14 protein-coding genes and 2 pseudogenes are annotated in these 16,027 nt (G+C 37.7%); 7 read left to right on the top strand and 9 right to left on the bottom strand.

Annotation, left to right across the window (positions count from 1 at the left end):
* Window positions 1-20: 20 nt before the first annotated feature.
* The 4 genes and pseudogenes from P0092_RS07485 to P0092_RS07470 all read right to left on the bottom strand — a co-directional run bounded on the left by P0092_RS07485 (window position 21) and on the right by P0092_RS07470 (window position 4,366).
* Window positions 21-2,252: a beta-L-arabinofuranosidase domain-containing protein gene (locus P0092_RS07485; protein WP_004621039.1), complete on the bottom strand. Its 2,232-nt coding sequence runs from the start codon at window positions 2,250-2,252 to the stop codon at window positions 21-23.
* A gap of 165 nt (window positions 2,253-2,417) precedes the next feature.
* Window positions 2,418-2,522 (bottom strand): annotated as a pseudogene (locus tag P0092_RS07480) (RNA polymerase subunit sigma); the annotation flags it as partial.
* Entirely contained in the window at window positions 2,512-4,170 is a 1,659-nt protein-coding gene (locus P0092_RS07475; RefSeq protein WP_004621038.1) for a recombinase family protein, read from the bottom strand. The pseudogene P0092_RS07480 and the gene P0092_RS07475, both read right to left, overlap by 11 nt.
* A gap of 7 nt (window positions 4,171-4,177) precedes the next feature.
* Entirely contained in the window at window positions 4,178-4,366 is a 189-nt protein-coding gene (locus P0092_RS07470; protein WP_004621037.1) for a hypothetical protein, read from the bottom strand.
* 202 nt (window positions 4,367-4,568) lie between these two features.
* Here P0092_RS07470 and cooS point away from each other — a divergent pair, with 202 nt between their 5' ends.
* The 4 genes from cooS to P0092_RS07450 are packed head-to-tail and all read left to right on the top strand — an operon-like array spanning window position 4,569 to window position 9,069.
* On the top strand, window positions 4,569-6,560 hold the full coding sequence (gene cooS, locus P0092_RS07465) for an anaerobic carbon-monoxide dehydrogenase catalytic subunit (RefSeq protein WP_004621036.1): 1,992 nt from the start codon (window positions 4,569-4,571) through the stop codon (window positions 6,558-6,560).
* A 23-nt stretch (window positions 6,561-6,583) separates the two neighbouring features.
* Window positions 6,584-7,525, top strand: coding sequence for an ABC transporter substrate-binding protein (locus P0092_RS07460; RefSeq protein WP_004621035.1), 942 nt, complete (start codon window positions 6,584-6,586; stop codon window positions 7,523-7,525).
* A 16-nt stretch (window positions 7,526-7,541) separates the two neighbouring features.
* Window positions 7,542-8,309, top strand: coding sequence for an ABC transporter permease (locus tag P0092_RS07455; RefSeq protein WP_004621034.1), 768 nt, complete (start codon window positions 7,542-7,544; stop codon window positions 8,307-8,309).
* On the top strand, window positions 8,299-9,069 hold the full coding sequence (locus P0092_RS07450; protein ID WP_004621033.1) for an ABC transporter ATP-binding protein: 771 nt from the start codon (window positions 8,299-8,301) through the stop codon (window positions 9,067-9,069). The genes P0092_RS07455 and P0092_RS07450 overlap by 11 nt, the downstream gene beginning before the upstream one ends.
* Here the strand turns inward: P0092_RS07450 and P0092_RS07445 are convergent.
* Entirely contained in the window at window positions 9,029-9,454 is a 426-nt protein-coding gene (locus P0092_RS07445; RefSeq protein ID WP_242831793.1) for a sigma-70 family RNA polymerase sigma factor, read from the bottom strand. The two genes, P0092_RS07450 and P0092_RS07445, sit on opposite strands and share 41 nt — an antisense overlap.
* Window positions 9,455-9,558: 104 nt before the next feature.
* Window positions 9,559-10,491, bottom strand: coding sequence for a DUF4825 domain-containing protein (locus tag P0092_RS07440; protein WP_004621031.1), 933 nt, complete (start codon window positions 10,489-10,491; stop codon window positions 9,559-9,561).
* A 190-nt stretch (window positions 10,492-10,681) separates the two neighbouring features.
* Here P0092_RS07440 and P0092_RS07435 point away from each other — a divergent pair, with 190 nt between their 5' ends.
* From P0092_RS07435 to P0092_RS07425, 3 genes and pseudogenes are all read left to right on the top strand, one after another.
* Entirely contained in the window at window positions 10,682-10,894 is a 213-nt protein-coding gene (locus tag P0092_RS07435; RefSeq protein ID WP_004621030.1) for a spore coat associated protein CotJA, read from the top strand.
* Window positions 10,884-11,369: a spore coat protein CotJB gene (locus P0092_RS07430; RefSeq protein ID WP_004621029.1), complete on the top strand. Its 486-nt coding sequence runs from the start codon at window positions 10,884-10,886 to the stop codon at window positions 11,367-11,369. The genes P0092_RS07435 and P0092_RS07430 overlap by 11 nt, the downstream gene beginning before the upstream one ends.
* A gap of 5 nt (window positions 11,370-11,374) precedes the next feature.
* Window positions 11,375-11,473, top strand: a pseudogene (locus P0092_RS07425) (manganese catalase family protein); the annotation flags it as partial.
* Window positions 11,474-11,488: 15 nt separating this feature from the next.
* On the opposite strand, the gene P0092_RS07420 reads toward P0092_RS07425, so the two are convergent.
* The 3 genes from P0092_RS07420 to P0092_RS07410 all read right to left on the bottom strand — a co-directional run bounded on the left by P0092_RS07420 (window position 11,489) and on the right by P0092_RS07410 (window position 15,895).
* Entirely contained in the window at window positions 11,489-13,102 is a 1,614-nt protein-coding gene (locus tag P0092_RS07420; protein ID WP_004621027.1) for a recombinase family protein, read from the bottom strand.
* Window positions 13,068-13,196, bottom strand: coding sequence for a hypothetical protein (locus tag P0092_RS07415; protein WP_276187132.1), 129 nt, complete (start codon window positions 13,194-13,196; stop codon window positions 13,068-13,070). The genes P0092_RS07420 and P0092_RS07415 overlap by 35 nt, the downstream gene beginning before the upstream one ends.
* Window positions 13,197-13,309: 113 nt before the next feature.
* Window positions 13,310-15,895, bottom strand: coding sequence for a glycoside hydrolase family 44 protein (locus P0092_RS07410; RefSeq protein ID WP_004621026.1), 2,586 nt, complete (start codon window positions 15,893-15,895; stop codon window positions 13,310-13,312).
* Between the last annotated feature and the right edge of the window lie 132 nt (window positions 15,896-16,027).

Below are 16,027 nucleotides of genomic sequence, written 5' to 3'. Positions count from 1 at the left end.
AATATCAAACATCATCTTATTTACACTGCTTTCATTGTACGAAGAATATCAATTACCCTTGCAGTTGCTTCCTTCTCTGAAGCCATGATTTTAACAGTGACATAATCTCTGTCACCAATCAATTCTTTTGGGATATGGTATATCTTGGAAACTGTTTTATTCCAAGGAGTTTCTCCTATAACTTCCCGTGAAAGCAGAGTATCATTTATTAATATATCAAAACCCGCTTTACAGTCTGCCGGCATATAATTAATTTGCAGAAAAGAGTTCTCATGATTTCTAGCCTTTAAGTTATAACTGAACCAGCCCTTCTGTTTTGCAAATCTATAATGGAATCCATCCCTATCGCCTGACTCTGTATATTGGCCCTCAATACCATGGGACAGTTCATATTGGTCATTGCCAATCTGTATGCTGTCTATCTCTGCCGATTTGATGTCTTCAACTTTTTTCTTCTCATCAATGTATTTGTTCAGCTCATCTGAACCATCCTCCACAAGAAGCCAATATATTCCGTACCTCTGGCTATGCTGTCTGTAATGAGGGGTAAAAACCAGCCTTCCATCTTCGTCGGTACCATTTAGCCGGAACTCCAGTTTGCCCTCGGCTTTTTTAAGGTTCAATGCAATATCCTTTTTCCATTCATCAACGCTTTGATTCATAATAACTAAATAATCTTTTATTTCCACATGCTTGCTTGGAATTGTTACCATAACTCCGGTAGTTGACTCTTCCATTTCATCTGCCCCAAGTCCGGCGCTTAATACAACCGGCCCGTAAGTAAATGCAACTGCATTTGGATTATCGGGTAAAGTTGACAGTTGGGGTTCAATTTTAAAAATGATTTCAACAGTATCATTATCTTTCCAAGTGCGGTGAATTAGTGCATAACCTCTTTCTTCTGTGAATATGCTTAAATTATTATTTACATTGATTTTTACTCCCTTTGCCCAGGTAGGAATACGCATACATAATGTGAACTCTGCTCCTGTTTCTGCTTTGATTGTAAAACCAGCCCTGTCAGTACCGGGTATATCAGAATTCTGAGTAAGCTTTACCCCCTTTTCCTCCCAGTTTAACTCCGTGGAGTAATACATATTAACGTACAGCCTGTCTTCTTCATAAAAATAAATACTGTTATTTAATTTAGTGAAATTTTCCATACCTGTTCCGGTACAGCACCAAAAATGCTCGAAAGGTTTACCATAAACCTTGAAATAACCAGTTTCCATGGGTTGAAAGTACATAGTCATTCCTGTATCAGGGTTTTGTGAGGATAATATTGCATTGGTAAAGGTATTTTCATAAAAATCGGCATATTTTTTGTTCCCGGTAATTTTAAACAACTCTCTTGTCATTTTAAGCATATTATAGGTATTGCAGGTTTCACAATTAGTTGAAGTACGCTCTGCATCCAGAATACCAGGTTCGCCGAAATGTTCCCATTCACTGTTTCCTCCTGTAACATAGCTATGGTTATTTGTTACAATACTCCAGAACTCTTTACATGTATCAAGATAGAACTGTTCCTCTTCTCCAATAGCCAGATAACGGTTCAAAGCACCCAAAAATTTTGGTATTGTAGTATTTGCGTGCCTGTTGTTAAGTATATCTTTTCCGTCATGAATTTCCTTGAAAAGCTCTATTTCATCAAACATATGGGCAGCAGTACAGTGTTTTTCATTTCCTGATATCTTATAAAGTTCATACATGCAATCGTTCATACCACCGTATTCCACAGCCAAAACATTTGCATGTATTTCAGGTGTCCATTTGTCAGTTCTGCTAAATACCCATTCTCCCAGTCGGGAAACTATTTTTAGTGCTGTTTCAATTTTAGCGAGTTTATATACAGATATTAGCCCTGTAATTATTTTATGCATTGTATACCAAGGTACCCATATAGGTTTTCTGTTTTCAACCCTGTCAAAAAACTCCTCAGGAAATGCAGATAGATACCCACTTTCAAATTGACACAAAGAAAGCTCCTTCATCAAATATTGCAGCCGTTCATATATTTTGCTATCATTAGTAGCAGAATAAGCTTGTGCCAAAGCCGTCAGATAGTGCCCCATGGTGTGTCCTCTGATTTCTGTATTCTCCCATCCCCGGTAGTTTTCCGCTTTAGGTGTAAGGCCTTTTGTAATATAAAAGCAGGATAATAGTTTGTCGCAGTCGAAGGCTTCCAGATACTCTATTTCCTTTTTGAATGCATTTACCAAATAAGGATCAATCAGCTTCACCTGTGACATAGAAAATGATTTAATCGTAATAAGCGCCCCTTTAACAGTTTAATTGTACTTTAATTCAGTTTACCAATTAATATACTTAATTTAAATGGATTTTTCACAGAATAGGTGGTAAAAAGTCATCACGACTTAAGCTAGCGAGTTGCAACAAGGTATACAACATGAACATGTTATTTCATTACCCTCTTTATCAACACCTATAGGGTCTTGCAGTGAAACTTCATTCTGAATTTTCTTGGATGCTCTGATTTGCATTAGAATCTCATTTGCAATCCTTACACTCCGGCAACATTCTACCGTAGTTAAGCCAAACCTTCACCTGTCTGCCGTCCCATGCAATAAATTCAATTGCACTTTTTAAAAGCTCTCTTTTTTGCTTTATATCTATTAGATTCATAATGCAGTAACCGGGGTCTGACAACATTTGTATTATTTTTTCTTCGTTATGTTCTTCAAGGTCCGTTTGTTCCTGTACACCATCCAACTGTTTTATTTTGTTTGTGTATATATTGATATTTTTTGCTATATTCTCCATACGCTTTAATATCAAGGATTGTACCTTTTCGTCTGCCTGCTTGGCTGCAAGTTTAATAAGGTTCTTCATTTCTGTTTCTGCTGATGCGAGTTTTCCTCTTATTAGCTTTATTTCAGGATTTTTAGCAGCCTGTGTATTATAATTCAGAGTCAATAATAATCCGGGATTAACTGCCGGAGGATAGTCATTTATGATGCTGATAAGTCTTTCAAGTATTAAGGAATCCAATATATTACCGTTTATATTTGGAGCATCGCAGCGTGTTTTATTACTTTTTTCCTTTAATTCACAAATATAGTAATAAACTTTTTCCCCTTCCGAATCCAGCCTTGTCATGATTTTAGGCCTCATAAAGCTACCGCAGTTTTCACATTTTAGTATCCCCGACAGAAGTGCATTGGTACTTTTAACGTTCCTGTAAGCTTTGCTTTTGTTACGCTGCAACACTTCCTGAACTTCTATCCATTTACCTGAAGGTATGATTCCCGGGTGCATTCCTACGGCTATTATCCACTCCTTCGGCTCTCTGTACTTGTCACCGGATGTGTTTTTGCCCTGCCTTGTTTTGTTGTAGGCCATAAGCCCGTTAACACCGTTGAATTCCTTTATGTCAGAATATATTTCATACCCCTGCTCTGATAAATAGCGGTACAGAGCCCCATCAGCAATTGCATATACAGGATTTGTAAGTAAAAATCTCAGAGAGAACCTTGAAAAATCCACACCGTTTTTTGTTGTAAGTCTGTTTTCAAGAAGACTTTTTTCTACCTTGGTCAGTGATTTGAAAATAATAAATTTATCATAAATTTCTTTTACAAGTTCGGCTTCTTCAGGAATGACTTTAAGCCTGAAAATTCTTGTTTGTTTCAAAGACGAATCCTTTTTATTGAGCATTTCGGATTTATAACCGGTGGGGGTAACACCACCCAACCATCTTCCTGTTTTTGCAAGCTGCAGCATATTGTCTCTTATTCTTTCCGCAATAGTCTCTCTTTCCAACTGAGAAAAAACCGATGCTATATACATCATAGCCCTACCCATTGGTTTTGTTGTATCAAACTGTTCCTTAACAGAAATAAAGCTCACTTTATATTTTTCAAGTTCATTTATGAGCTGAGAAAAATCAGATACGTTTCTGCTTATACGATCCAACCTGTAGCAAATTACTATGTCGATTTTTTTGCTTCGTGCTTCCCGCATCATTTGCCTGAACTCCGGTCTGTTTGTATTTCCTCCCGAAAATCCTTCGTCTTCAAAAATTACAAAATCATTTTCTGTTAATCCAATATTGTTTATGGCATACTCTTTACACATTTGAATCTGATTTTCTATACTCTCTCCTCTCCCTGTAAACCTGCTTTTTCTGGAATAGATTGCAGCCCTCATAAATAAATCACCTGATTTCTTTTATTATTTTTCTAAAGATACTAGAAATTTGTTTATCAGGAATTTCTGAATTAATCAGATGTTTAATTATAAATTCACCATATGCTCTCCCTATTTCATTTTTCAGATACATTTCTTGTTCATTCTTCTCAGGAGTAAAAATAATAATTTCATATTCATTTTTATGCTTCCCCATTCTGAGAACTCCATGATTTAGTTGCTGTTTAACTATATGACAGTACTACTCGTACAAATGTGTTTAAGAGAATTCTTTTAATTACATAGTAATTATATATGAATTATATAAAAATATCATTGACTTTTTATTATTCACTTATTATAATCAATTCATACTATTTTTACCGGATTTCTATGGATTATTAAGGAGAGAGCATATAATGGATTTTAGATATCATCATGCAAAATTTGATCATTCAGAAAATCATCATCATAATGATTCCGGCTGCAACGATTATGCAACTGCCGTAGCTGAATACCGAAAGAGTTTTGCTTCTAAAAAGGACGTTCTTGAACAAACACCAGACCCTGCTGTAAAAGCTATGCTTTTATATATGGAGGAAAAAGGGTGTGAGACTGTTTTTGACAGGTTTGATGCTCAAAAGCCCCAGTGTAGCTTTGGCCTTGCAGGAGTTTGCTGCAAAATATGCAACATGGGGCCGTGTAAAATCACCAAAAAGAGTCCCAAAGGGGTCTGTGGAGCTGATGCTGATGTAATTGTAGCAAGAAATCTTCTAAGAAGTGTAGCTGCAGGCGCCGCAGAACACGGCGGAAGAGGCCGTGAAAGTATGCTGGCTTTGAAGTACGCCTCTGAAGGTTTAATCAATATTTCTATTGAGGGAGAAAGTAAAGTATTAGCCACCGCCAAAGCATTCGGTATTGACACTGAAAATAAAAGCATTAAGGAACTTGCCGGACTAATTGCGGATATTCTTCTGGAGGATTTGTCCAGAACTCTTCCGGGCCCACACCGTACTCTCAATGCATTTGCTGCAAAGGAACGAATTAAAGTATGGAGTGAACTTGATATTCTTCCTATCAGTCCTTACCACGAAGTCTTTGAGAGTCTTAACAGAACAGGTACGGGTAATGACAGTGATTGGAATAATATAATGAAACAAATGCTGCGTACAGGTATAGCCTTTGCATGGTCCTGTGTTCTGGGCTCCTCCATTGCTATGGACAGCCTGTTCGGACTGCCTGTAAGAAGTACTTCAAAAGTTAATATAGGTGCTTTGGAAAAAGGCTATGTTAATATTGCAATTCATGGTCACTCTCCGATTTTGGTAAGTGAAATTGTAAAGCTTGGTAATTCAGATGAGTTTCAAGAGCTTGCAAAACAAAACGGTGCTTTGGGAATCAAGTTTTACGGCATTTGCTGTTCAGGACTTTCTGCAATGTACAGGTATGGAGGGGTTATTCCCCTTTCTAATGCTATCGGGGCTGAACTTGTTCTGGGAACAGGGGCCTTGGATTTATGGGTAGCTGATGTTCAGGATGTTTTTCCTTCCATCATGGAGGTTGCACGATGTTTTAAAACAACTGTTGTTACCACAAATGACTCTGCAAGATTGCCCGGCGCAGAGCATTACGGTTTTGACCATCACCACTCTAATATGAATCAGACTGCTGAACTTGCAGCAAAGATTCTGAACAGAGCTATTGAAAGCTTTACCCAGAGAAGAGAGGTTCCTGTTTATATTCCGCCGTATGAAATTGAAGCAGAAGTAGGTTTTTCCGTTGAATATATCAATAAACATTTCGGAAGCGTAAAGCCTATTGCAGAAGCGCTGAAAAGAGGAGAAATTCTCGGTATTGTTAATCTTGTTGGCTGCAATAATCCACGTATTGTATATGAAAAAGCTATTGTTGAGCTTACGGACATTCTTCTGGAGAATAATGTTCTGGTTCTGACTAACGGGTGTGCTTCCTTTCCTCTTATGAAACTCGGGTACTGCTCTGCTTCGGCATTGGAGCGCACAGGGGACAGCTTGAAAGGATTTTTAAAGGAGCTTCCCCCCGTATGGCATATGGGAGAATGTTTGGATAATGCAAGAGCATCCGCACTTTTTAAGGCTGTAGCTGAGACTTCGGATATTTACATCAAAGATATGCCCTATGCTTTTGCCAGTCCCGAATGGTCTAACGAAAAAGGAATCTGTGCGGCTCTTAGTTTCAGATTGCTGGGGATTGATTCTTACCATTGTGTATATGCACCCACTCAAGGCTCAGATAATGTTACAGAATTTATGAGTAATGGAACCAAAGACATTTTGGGTTCAAAAATGATTGTCAATGTTAATCACACAGAATTGGCACATGAGATTGTCAATAACCTCAAGCAGCAGAGAAAAGCTCTGGGATGGGATTAAAATGATTATATGGAGGAATAACTATGAAATTTAAAAAGTTTATTGCAGCAGCTTTAGTTTTTGGACTAATTGCAGGTACTGCAGCCTGTGGAAAATCTGCAGCAGATGTAAAAGCCGTTAAAATCGCCTACCTTCCTATTACTCACGCACTTCCTGTGTTTGTAGAAAATGAATTAACGGATAAAGCCGGGCAAAAATATAAAATTGATCTGGTCAAGTACGGTTCATGGCCTGAATTGATGGACGCCCTGAACACAGGGCATGTTGACGGGGCTTCGGTGCTTATAGAGCTTGCCATGAAAGCAAAAGAGCAGGGTGTTGGCGTTAAAGCGGTAGCACTGGGACATAAGGACGGTAACGTTGTAGTTGTATCCAAAAATATTAATAATGTGACGGATTTAAAAGGAAAGAAATTTGCCATTCCCCATAGACAATCTTCTCATAATATCCTTTTGGGACAAATGCTTAAAAATGCCGGACTATCTTACAAGGATGTAAATATTGTTGAACTTCCTCCTCCGGAAATGCCTGCGGCTCTCGCTCAAGGCCAAATAGCGGGATATAGTGTTGCAGAGCCCTTTGGTGCAAAGTCCGTGGCTCTGAACACAGGAAAAGTACTTTTTGAATCCAATGAACTGTGGAAGGATTCAATATGCTGCTCTTTGGTTTTATCCGACAAGTTTATCAGCAGCAACAAAGCTTTAGCAAAAAATGTGGTATCAGGTTATAGTGAAGCAGGTGAATACATCGGTTCTCACAAGGATGAGGCAAATACTATTGCCAAGAAGTATCTAAAGCTTGACGACAAGGTTCTGGATTTGTCAATGAAATGGATTTCATACAACGACCTTAAAATTACCAGAGAAGCATATGACAGCCTTACTTCCAAGATCAAAGAATTCGGGATATCCTCAAATCCTCCGGCATATGACGATTTTGTAGATTCCAGCCTTTTAGAAAAATAAAAATGGAGAATAATTCATGAAGAAACTGATTCATATTTTAGTATCATTCACAATATTATTGCTTTTATGGCAGGGAGCCGTGTCTTTGGGGCACTGGAATCAAGCTCTGCTGCCCTCTCCTGTTGATGTTGGAAGGGGATTTGGAGAGCTTATTTCGGAAGGAACTCTTTTTACGGGTGTAAAGGCCAGTATGTACAGATTTTTTATAGGCTATCTTCTGGCTGCCTTTGCAGGAATTACACTGGGTCTTGTTCTGGGTTGGTTCAGAAATGCGTGGAGCTTTGTTAATCCAGTTGTCCAATTGGTAAGACCTATTTCACCCATAGCATGGTTTCCTTTTATTGTACTTCTTTTTGGAATAGGTGACCTTCCTGCCATTATTATTATTTTCATTGCAGCATTTTTCCCCGTACTTTTAACCACTGTAAATGCTGTAGGAAAGGTTGACCAAACCTATATTAAGGTTGCAAAGAATTTTGGCATCGGCCAACCTCATTTATTGACTAAAATAATTCTCCCTTCCGCTTTTCCCGTTATTGCATCCGGTCTACATATAGCTTTAGGTACAGCCTGGGTGTTTCTGGTGGCAGGTGAAATGGTAGGAGCTCAGACAGGATTAGGTTTTATGATTATTGATGCAAGAAACAATCTAAGGGCAGATTTATTACTTGCAGGAATATTATCCATCGGGCTTATAGGACTTGTTTTGGACAGTTTTATAGGTTTTGCAGAGAAGCAGCTCTTGAAAAGATGGGGAATTATTGGAGGTAACAATGTTCATTGATATTAAGGATGTTTCAAAGGAATATTTTCAAAATAATTCAACTTTTAAAGCCTTGGACCACGTATCCTTGCAAATTGAAAAAGGAGAGTTTATATGCCTCCTTGGCCCAAGCGGTTGCGGTAAGACTACACTTCTGAACTCCGTTGCAGGCTTTGAAAAGGTTAACAGCGGAAGTATTGAAATAGACGGCAAACAGGTCTTGGAGCCTTGCATCAGCAATGTAACCATTTTTCAGAACTATGGTCTTCTGCCTTGGAGGTCGGTGCAAAAAAATGTAGAATTGGGTTTGGAAAGTAAAAAGCTATCAAAAAAAGACAGACATGATATCGCCAGTAAATACATTGATTTGGTAGGACTCTCGAAATTCAGCAAAAGTCACCCCTCCCAGTTATCAGGCGGTATGCAGCAGCGTGTTGCAATAGCCCGTGCTCTGGCTGTTGACCCTGAAATTATTTTTATGGATGAGCCTTTCGGTGCTTTGGATGCATTAACAAGACTTAAAATGCAGGATGAAATCTCAAATATCTGGGAACAGCAAAAAAAGACCATTATTTTTGTTACTCATGATATTGAAGAAGCTGTATTTCTTGCTGACAGGATTGTTATTATGACGCCTAATCCCGGCAAAATTAAGTCAATTGTCAGTGTTCCGTTGGCGAGAAAACGTGACAGAACCAGTCATGATTTTCTGAAAATCCGTGACAGGGTATTCTCCGAATTTAATATGAAAGACCCTGATAAGACAGAGTACTATATTTAACATATATAAAATGTTTCCGTTGTGTGAGAATAGCATTTTCTATGCACCTGGCAGCATATGTAGCAAGACGGGTTCCTTTATCCATGTTGAATGTAGATATTGCCTTAATTAGGCCAATAGTACCTATTGATATAAGATCATCACTGTCGCTGCCGCACGAACCGTATTTTTTTACAATGTGTGCAACAAGTCTCAAGTTTCTTTCTATAAGAATATTTCTTGCATCCTCACTACCATTTTTGTATGCCTCAACATAGTATTGTTCCTCCTCCGGTTTTAATGGCTGGGGGAAGGAATTCACATTTGATACGTAGCCAATCATTACAAAAAAATTGCTTAATACATCAAAGATAGTTGAAAATAGTATATCTATCAAGCAAGGCACCCCCTATGATAATGAAGTAATTAACACCTCAAAAATAGTGTACCTTTCCATTCTATGATAAAATAAAAAAATAATGCGTGTCCAAATATAAATATTTTAATATTTTATTGTAAATCTGCCAGCACATTGGTATTTTCTTCTATAGAATACATTAAACCATCCTTGTTAATACAAACTTTTTGCTCCGCAATCTTTATCCCTTGGTTAAGGGCTTCAACTTTAACAATAATTTTATCAGTTTTTAAACTTGTATCATATCCGGTCAAGGGACTCCAGTATATAGGCGTATTCGCCGGAACTGTCAGTGTCTTTCCTCGATTTTCGGAACTAATGTCTCTCATTAGTGTACCCTCCGTGGCTGTATATCTTATATTATCTGCTTTCCCTTCATAGGCAGACATGATTTTCAAACCAAATATACTTGACATGGCAGGAGAGTATTTTTTCATTGAATGTACAATAATATTGTCATTATTCAATGTAATTGCAAAGCTGCCAAACTTGTTTTTATCCTTTGAATATTCTTTCAAATCTTCATTATAATCTTTTTGTACTTCTTTTCTGGTAAATCCGTACTCAGCCGTCCCTTTTATTGTGCGACAGCTAAATGTTAGCATGTCCAGATTTTCTATAAGACAAAACATCATTGCTGCGTTTCTTTTAAAAGCAAGTTTTAATCGTTCTTCGTTTTCTATTTTTGCCTTTTGGAAATCCCCATTAGCCACATTTTGAAAATCATAGTTGACTGTTACTCCGTAAGGAGTTTTATCAGTTTGAAGTGATACTTTTTCTATGTAGTTATTAAACTGCAGGTTTCCGACAATATGTAAAACCTTGCTGTTGTTTCCCACATAAGGAGTTTTGTTTTCAAATAAGTAATCTGCATTATAGACTTGCCCTTTTGCGTTTATCTTTGCACTATTATCAAAAGCTCCGGGAGTATTCCCCTTGGTAGCAAATACCAAAATAATTACTAAAGCAAAAACACATGTAATAGATACAAGTACTGTCACAACTTTTCTTGAAGGCTTATTCAAAACAGATTCCTCCTCATAAGAACTGGTTATTTTATCTTAAATATTACACTTGTAAGATATTTCCTGTCAAGAAAATACTTAAACCTAATACATAAATTCATTTTATTCGATATTATGTAACCCATACCATTGTATCTTCATATTCTATAAATAGAGAAAGTTATTCGTTTTATTTGAAAGGAGAAGAATAATGGGTGACTTGGTAAATGAATACGGTTATCAGGAAAGAGACAAAAGTCCTATAAAACCCTTTAATCCTGCTAAGATAGCTATCGCTATGGCCTATGTGCCTGATCAGGTATGGGAAAGGCCTTATGATGTAAATGAAGGATTAGACAGAGGTACTCTTTTCCCGGCTTTGGATAAGCCTTTCTTGGGAGGGGGAAACAGGAATGAATACTAACACCGGTGTTGGCGGTATGGGTAATATGGCAGGTAAAGACAATATGGGTGGTATGGACCATATGGGTGGTATGGACCATATGGGTGGTATGGACCATATGGGTGGCATGAACAATATGGGTGGCATGAACAATATGGGTGGCATGAACAATATGGGTGGCATGAATGATTGCGGCGGTATGGGAAACATGGGCATGACCAGCAAATCAAAGCCTATGAATGAACGTGAAGCACTGCTTTGGAAGGTTCAGGCTTATGAATTTGCCTGTGTCGAAGTAGGTTTGTTTCTCAATACCCATCCCACCGATAAAACAGCACTGGCATACTTTAAACAGTACCGTGAAATGAAGAATAAGCTGGAGTCTGAATTTACAAAGAGGTTTGGCCCTCTGACTGCCACTCACATGGATAACGATTTATCAACATGGAGATGGATTGAGAATCCATGGCCATGGGAAATAGGACGGGAGGTTTAATATACATGTGGATTTATGAAAAGAAATTGCAATATCCTGTTAAAATAGCCAGACCAAATGCAGCTCTTGCAAAAGTTATAATAACACAACTCGGCGGGCCGGATTTTATGTTTTTTTAATTAATTTGATTCATTAAAAGTATATTCAAATTCAAGAAAGCAATTATCATATATATATATCTTGTTTATTAATTTTCTAATTATTTCATATTGAAAATCCGAATCCGCATTATGTAAATTGAATATAATAGCCTTTACCTTGTTTATCAGCTCTAAGGAACTTGATTTTACAGGTATGGTGTTTATTTTTTCAATTCTGCCCTCCAGTGAAAGCTTTTCACGCCGAAGCTCCTCCAACCGTGTTTTGTATTCATCTATTGTAATTACTTCTTCCTCGTATGCCGCCTGTTGTCTTCTTATTGCATTTGCAACTGCTTCAAGCTTGTCTTGAAGTCGCTGATGCTCAATTTTTTCTCTTGTAAACCCTTTTTCGTAAAGGAACTGTTTCTTATTAATTCTTTCATCCAATTTGTCATAGGACAAAAGAATTTCCTTTACCTTTTCAATTACCTTTTTTTCAAGAATATCCATGTGGTAATTTGCTTTACTGTTACCACATAGCCCTGATGTCTTTCTATCAAAGTAATAATAATAGTAGTCCTCCGGCGTTCTTTCTGACTTGTTTTTCAACTTTGCCTCCTTTTTAGGAAATTTTCCCCCGTATAATTTACTGCCGCAGGAACCGCAGTAAACAAGCCCTGATAAAAGGTACTTCTTGGTACAGCTCCATTCCTTTTGGTCTTTTTGTTTTTTATCTTGAATTATTCGTTGAATTCTATCAAATTTTTCTTTTGTAATAAGGGGCTGATGAGTATTCTCCCGTACAATCCATTGTTCACGCGGTCTTACCATTCTTTTTGCCTTTCCTGTATCGTCCCGCACTGTCAGAGTTACGTTATACATGGTTATACCAAGGTATACGGGGTTTGTCAGAATTGCATATATGGAATTGGTACTCCAACTGGCATTTCCTCTGTTTGTCCTTATTCCTTTTGAGCTAAGATATTTGCATATTTTAAGCCTGCCCCAGCCTTCAAGAAATTTATCAACTATTATTTTGTATACCTCTGCTGTTGAAGGATTAATAATAATATGCTGTCCGTCAGAAGACAGCTTGTACCCAAAAGCCGGTATCGGTACATTGGTTTTACCTTCTCGTGCTTTTATCATCTGTGTTATTTTAACTCTTGAACCGGTTACTTTTCTCTCCTTTTGCGCAAGTCCCGCATGTATTATCAAAAGAAACTCATCATCGTCAGTCCTGCTGTCATAACCTTCCTTTATTGAAATAAAAAAAGCTCCTTGATTTGCAAGGCTCCTTTTAAGTTCAATTATGTCAAGTATGTCACGTGAGGTTCGGGATATTTCCTTTGAAACAATTCCTTTTATTTTCCCGGAGGAAATATCGTTTTTCATCTTTACCATTTCCTGCCTCTGATAACTGTACGCACCGGTTTTCATGTCTATGTAAAAATCTATTATTTTATAGCCATTAACACTTGCCCATTCTAATATATATTTTTTTTGATTTTCTATTGAAGTTATTTGACTGTCTTTTTTAGTTGATATTCGTATGTATCCTCCTACTTCCAAGCCGACTTCCCCTATGGAATTTTTGATATCATTATACTGTTCAAATCTATTTGCCGTAACCAGAGGAGGAATATACTCCATTTTCTTTTTCACCCCTTGAATCTATTGTTTTTTCTTCCAAGGCTCTTTTTATAAGAATTTCGATAACTTCATCAAGTATTTCCTTTTTGGTCATAAACTCACCCCATATATATAATATGGGGGTAAAGCTCTTTTGTGAATAAAGCTATTCATGCAAAAAAGCTCTGAAGCGATTTAAGCGCTTCAGAGCTTTTTAAGATGCTTATATTACCAGTCAATTGAATCTACATACATTGTAAAGTTGCCTTCTGCAGATGTTTCAACCTGAATACCAAACTGATGCTGAGTTAAACTAACATCTGTAGTAAGAGGAAGTGTAACTGTAAATTCATTCCAGTCACCTTTCTTTACCATGTCGTAGCCCTTCCATGATGAATTCCATTCCATTGCTGTCCAATCAGCGTTATGTGGCATTACATACGGCTGAATAGATTTTATTGGAGCTCCTTCCGGAATCCAAACTCTGAAGGTCATTGTTTGTCCGGGTTTTAAAACAGGTACGCTGCTGTTTATTTCAGCATCTACTTTACCGTCTTTTGAACCCACAGCTTCCCATTTAAGGGACTTGTTTCCCTGGAAAGCCTTCTCAGAGGTAACTGATAATTTTGTTGTAGTGCTTTCATTTGTTGTAAAACCGTGTAATTCTCCATCTTCAAAGTTAACGTCAGCATTATCCCCTGTAGCTGAAGTTATTGTAACTGTATCTGTCACTGAATTTGACAGACCTTTTTCATCTATTGCCGTTAATTTGACTGTATATGTTCCGGGAGCTTTGTACTTATGGACAATTGTTGAGCCGGAACCTTCTTTACCGTCACCGAAATCCCAAGAATAAATATGAACTTTTCCATCAGGGTCAGTTGAAGCTGTCGCATCGAAATTTATATTATCTCCGGTAAATGCTTCTTTTGGTGATACTGTAAAAGCTGCTACCGGTGGTTTGTTTTCTGTTATTGTTGTGTATGGTAGTGTTTGTATTTTTCCAAGTAAGTATTGTTTTAGTAATCCATAGTCAACTGCGTCAACAGCATTATCAAGGTTTAAATCACATGCTTTATCATAACTAGAATCGGGGTTTAACAATATTTTCTTAAATTGTGCATAATCTATAGAATCTATAGCTCCATCTTTATTAACATCACCGTAAACTACAGCAGAGTTACTTGAATCAAGCACTATGTGGCATACGGTTAATGCAGGTATTGTATAAGTTAATTTGTTGGCGTTAATAGCATTTATTGAATCTTTTTCTGTTATGTTTGCGCTGCTTCTGTCAAAGGACCATACTCTTCCTGATGTATACTGTTTGTCACCGTTTATGCCAAAGTTAACTGTCATAGGACTATCATAATTTTTATTTATTAAGATTACATGCAATTTTGAATCGTCTTTTGAGTCAACAGAAGCATATACTGAAGTATTTTCTACGTCAGAAGTTTCTGCTTTTACCTTTGTATCTCCATATTTTGAACCATTACCATCATAGTTTGTATACATGTTTACACCAGCTGCTGTGTAAGTTCCTCCACCCCAAACTGTTGCAAGGTAAACACCGTATTTGCCGAATACACCCAATACATCAGCTTCAGCTATACCACCAGTTATATGATCATCTGCTCCATAGGAGTATTCTGTGAAAGCAAGCTTTGTTCCCGGATTGTATTTGTCTATGGACTCTTGTACTTTTGGTATTAAAGGAAGTCCAAAACTGCAATACTGTGCTATCCAACTGTCCTCTTTATATGTAGGATCCCATAATGTTCTCGCTGCCTGCAGACGAGCTTTGTTACACAATATGTTTGTCGGGTCTTCGCCAAAACATATTCTTTGTTCTCCACCCTTTGCCTCTGGATACCAGTGAAGATCAAGAGCATCTACTAAACGTGTTCCTGCTTCAGTAGAAGCCTTTTTCATGCTGTCCAGATAATAATCAAGGAACCATGTGTAATCGCCCTTTAAACTCTTCCAATCAGTTGCAGACTGGAATTCATTGTATGCTGCAAATCCGTATGCCACAAGTCCAAAGGTTTCTGCACTTGGGTCCACACCTTTTACAGCTTTTGCAAGGTTGATATTCTTATCAACCACTTCTGCACAAGTTGGCTGTTTAGGGTGAATTCTTGGGTGTGTGCTCGGCCATAGAGCAGGCTCATTGTCAATAGCGTAGCCTTTTATTCCTGTTGCTGTAGAGGCAGCTCCGTATTTATTTACAAGGAAGTTTACCAACTCATCCATGTATACATAATTGTCAGTCGTATCCGGAGTAAGTGATAAAGGCCCATCCTTTTTGAATTTTACCTCTTTCCATCTTGCTGAAGGTGCTACTTCATCTTCTGCTACAGTTCCATTTGCATCAGCAGCAACATATCCTGCTGCCTGCAAGGTTACCAATGAATATGGTTCGCCTGCTGCAAGGTTTTTATCCTGAAAATCAGTTATTGCTACTCCCGGTTCACCCCATTTTTCTTGTGGAATTTTGGGGTTTGTCAACATATAAGTGTCGCTGGACTGTTGCCAGTCGCTACCTGCGTTGGAGAAGTTATTTTCCCAGTTGTAACCTGTTGTTCTGTTTCCGCCAAATCTTTTTGAAGTTAATTTAGCATTATTGAACTCCCAGTTTCCTCCATAAATATATGGGCTGATTGCAGTTCTCTCAGCAGTTGTGTCTATACTTACATTTATCGCTTCACTGGCAGCTACGGAAGAGAAGCTTGCCGGAATCATGGTTGTAAAAAGCAATGCAGATCCAGCAAGTAATGCCCCAACCTTTCTCATTTTTGATACTTTCGTCATTTAACTCAAGTCTCCTTTTATGTTTTTTACTCATCGGCAGACATTGGGGTAAATGGTTAACACTAAAATCCCCCTTTCTTTTCGAATTCTACCCCTAATATTGCAAATGATAATTTAATTCTTGTTTTTAAC

Origin of the sequence: Ruminiclostridium papyrosolvens DSM 2782 (assembly GCF_029318685.1) — a bacterium.
Lineage (GTDB): Bacteria > Bacillota > Clostridia > Acetivibrionales > DSM-1351 > Ruminiclostridium > Ruminiclostridium papyrosolvens.
This window is presented reverse-complemented; position numbering and strand designations above follow the sequence as displayed.

Bases quoted from the DNA above. Each gene is read 5' to 3' on its own strand.
- P0092_RS07485 (WP_004621039.1), bottom strand. From the start codon at position 2,252: ATGTCACAGGTGAAGCTGATTGATCCTTATTTGGTAAATGCATTCAAA.
- P0092_RS07475 (WP_004621038.1), bottom strand. From the start codon at position 4,170: ATGAGGGCTGCAATCTATTCCAGAAAAAGCAGGTTTACAGGGAGAGGA.
- P0092_RS07470 (WP_004621037.1), bottom strand. From the start codon at position 4,366: ATGGGGAAGCATAAAAATGAATATGAAATTATTATTTTTACTCCTGAG.
- P0092_RS07450 (WP_004621033.1), top strand. From the start codon at position 8,299: ATGTTCATTGATATTAAGGATGTTTCAAAGGAATATTTTCAAAATAAT.
- P0092_RS07455 (WP_004621034.1), top strand. From the start codon at position 7,542: ATGAAGAAACTGATTCATATTTTAGTATCATTCACAATATTATTGCTT.
- P0092_RS07410 (WP_004621026.1), bottom strand. From the start codon at position 15,895: ATGACGAAAGTATCAAAAATGAGAAAGGTTGGGGCATTACTTGCTGGA.
- P0092_RS07415 (WP_276187132.1), bottom strand. From the start codon at position 13,196: ATGACCAAAAAGGAAATACTTGATGAAGTTATCGAAATTCTTATAAAA.
- cooS (WP_004621036.1), top strand. From the start codon at position 4,569: ATGGATTTTAGATATCATCATGCAAAATTTGATCATTCAGAAAATCAT.
- P0092_RS07435 (WP_004621030.1), top strand. From the start codon at position 10,682: ATGGGTGACTTGGTAAATGAATACGGTTATCAGGAAAGAGACAAAAGT.
- P0092_RS07420 (WP_004621027.1), bottom strand. From the start codon at position 13,102: ATGGAGTATATTCCTCCTCTGGTTACGGCAAATAGATTTGAACAGTAT.
- P0092_RS07430 (WP_004621029.1), top strand. From the start codon at position 10,884: ATGAATACTAACACCGGTGTTGGCGGTATGGGTAATATGGCAGGTAAA.
- P0092_RS07460 (WP_004621035.1), top strand. From the start codon at position 6,584: ATGAAATTTAAAAAGTTTATTGCAGCAGCTTTAGTTTTTGGACTAATT.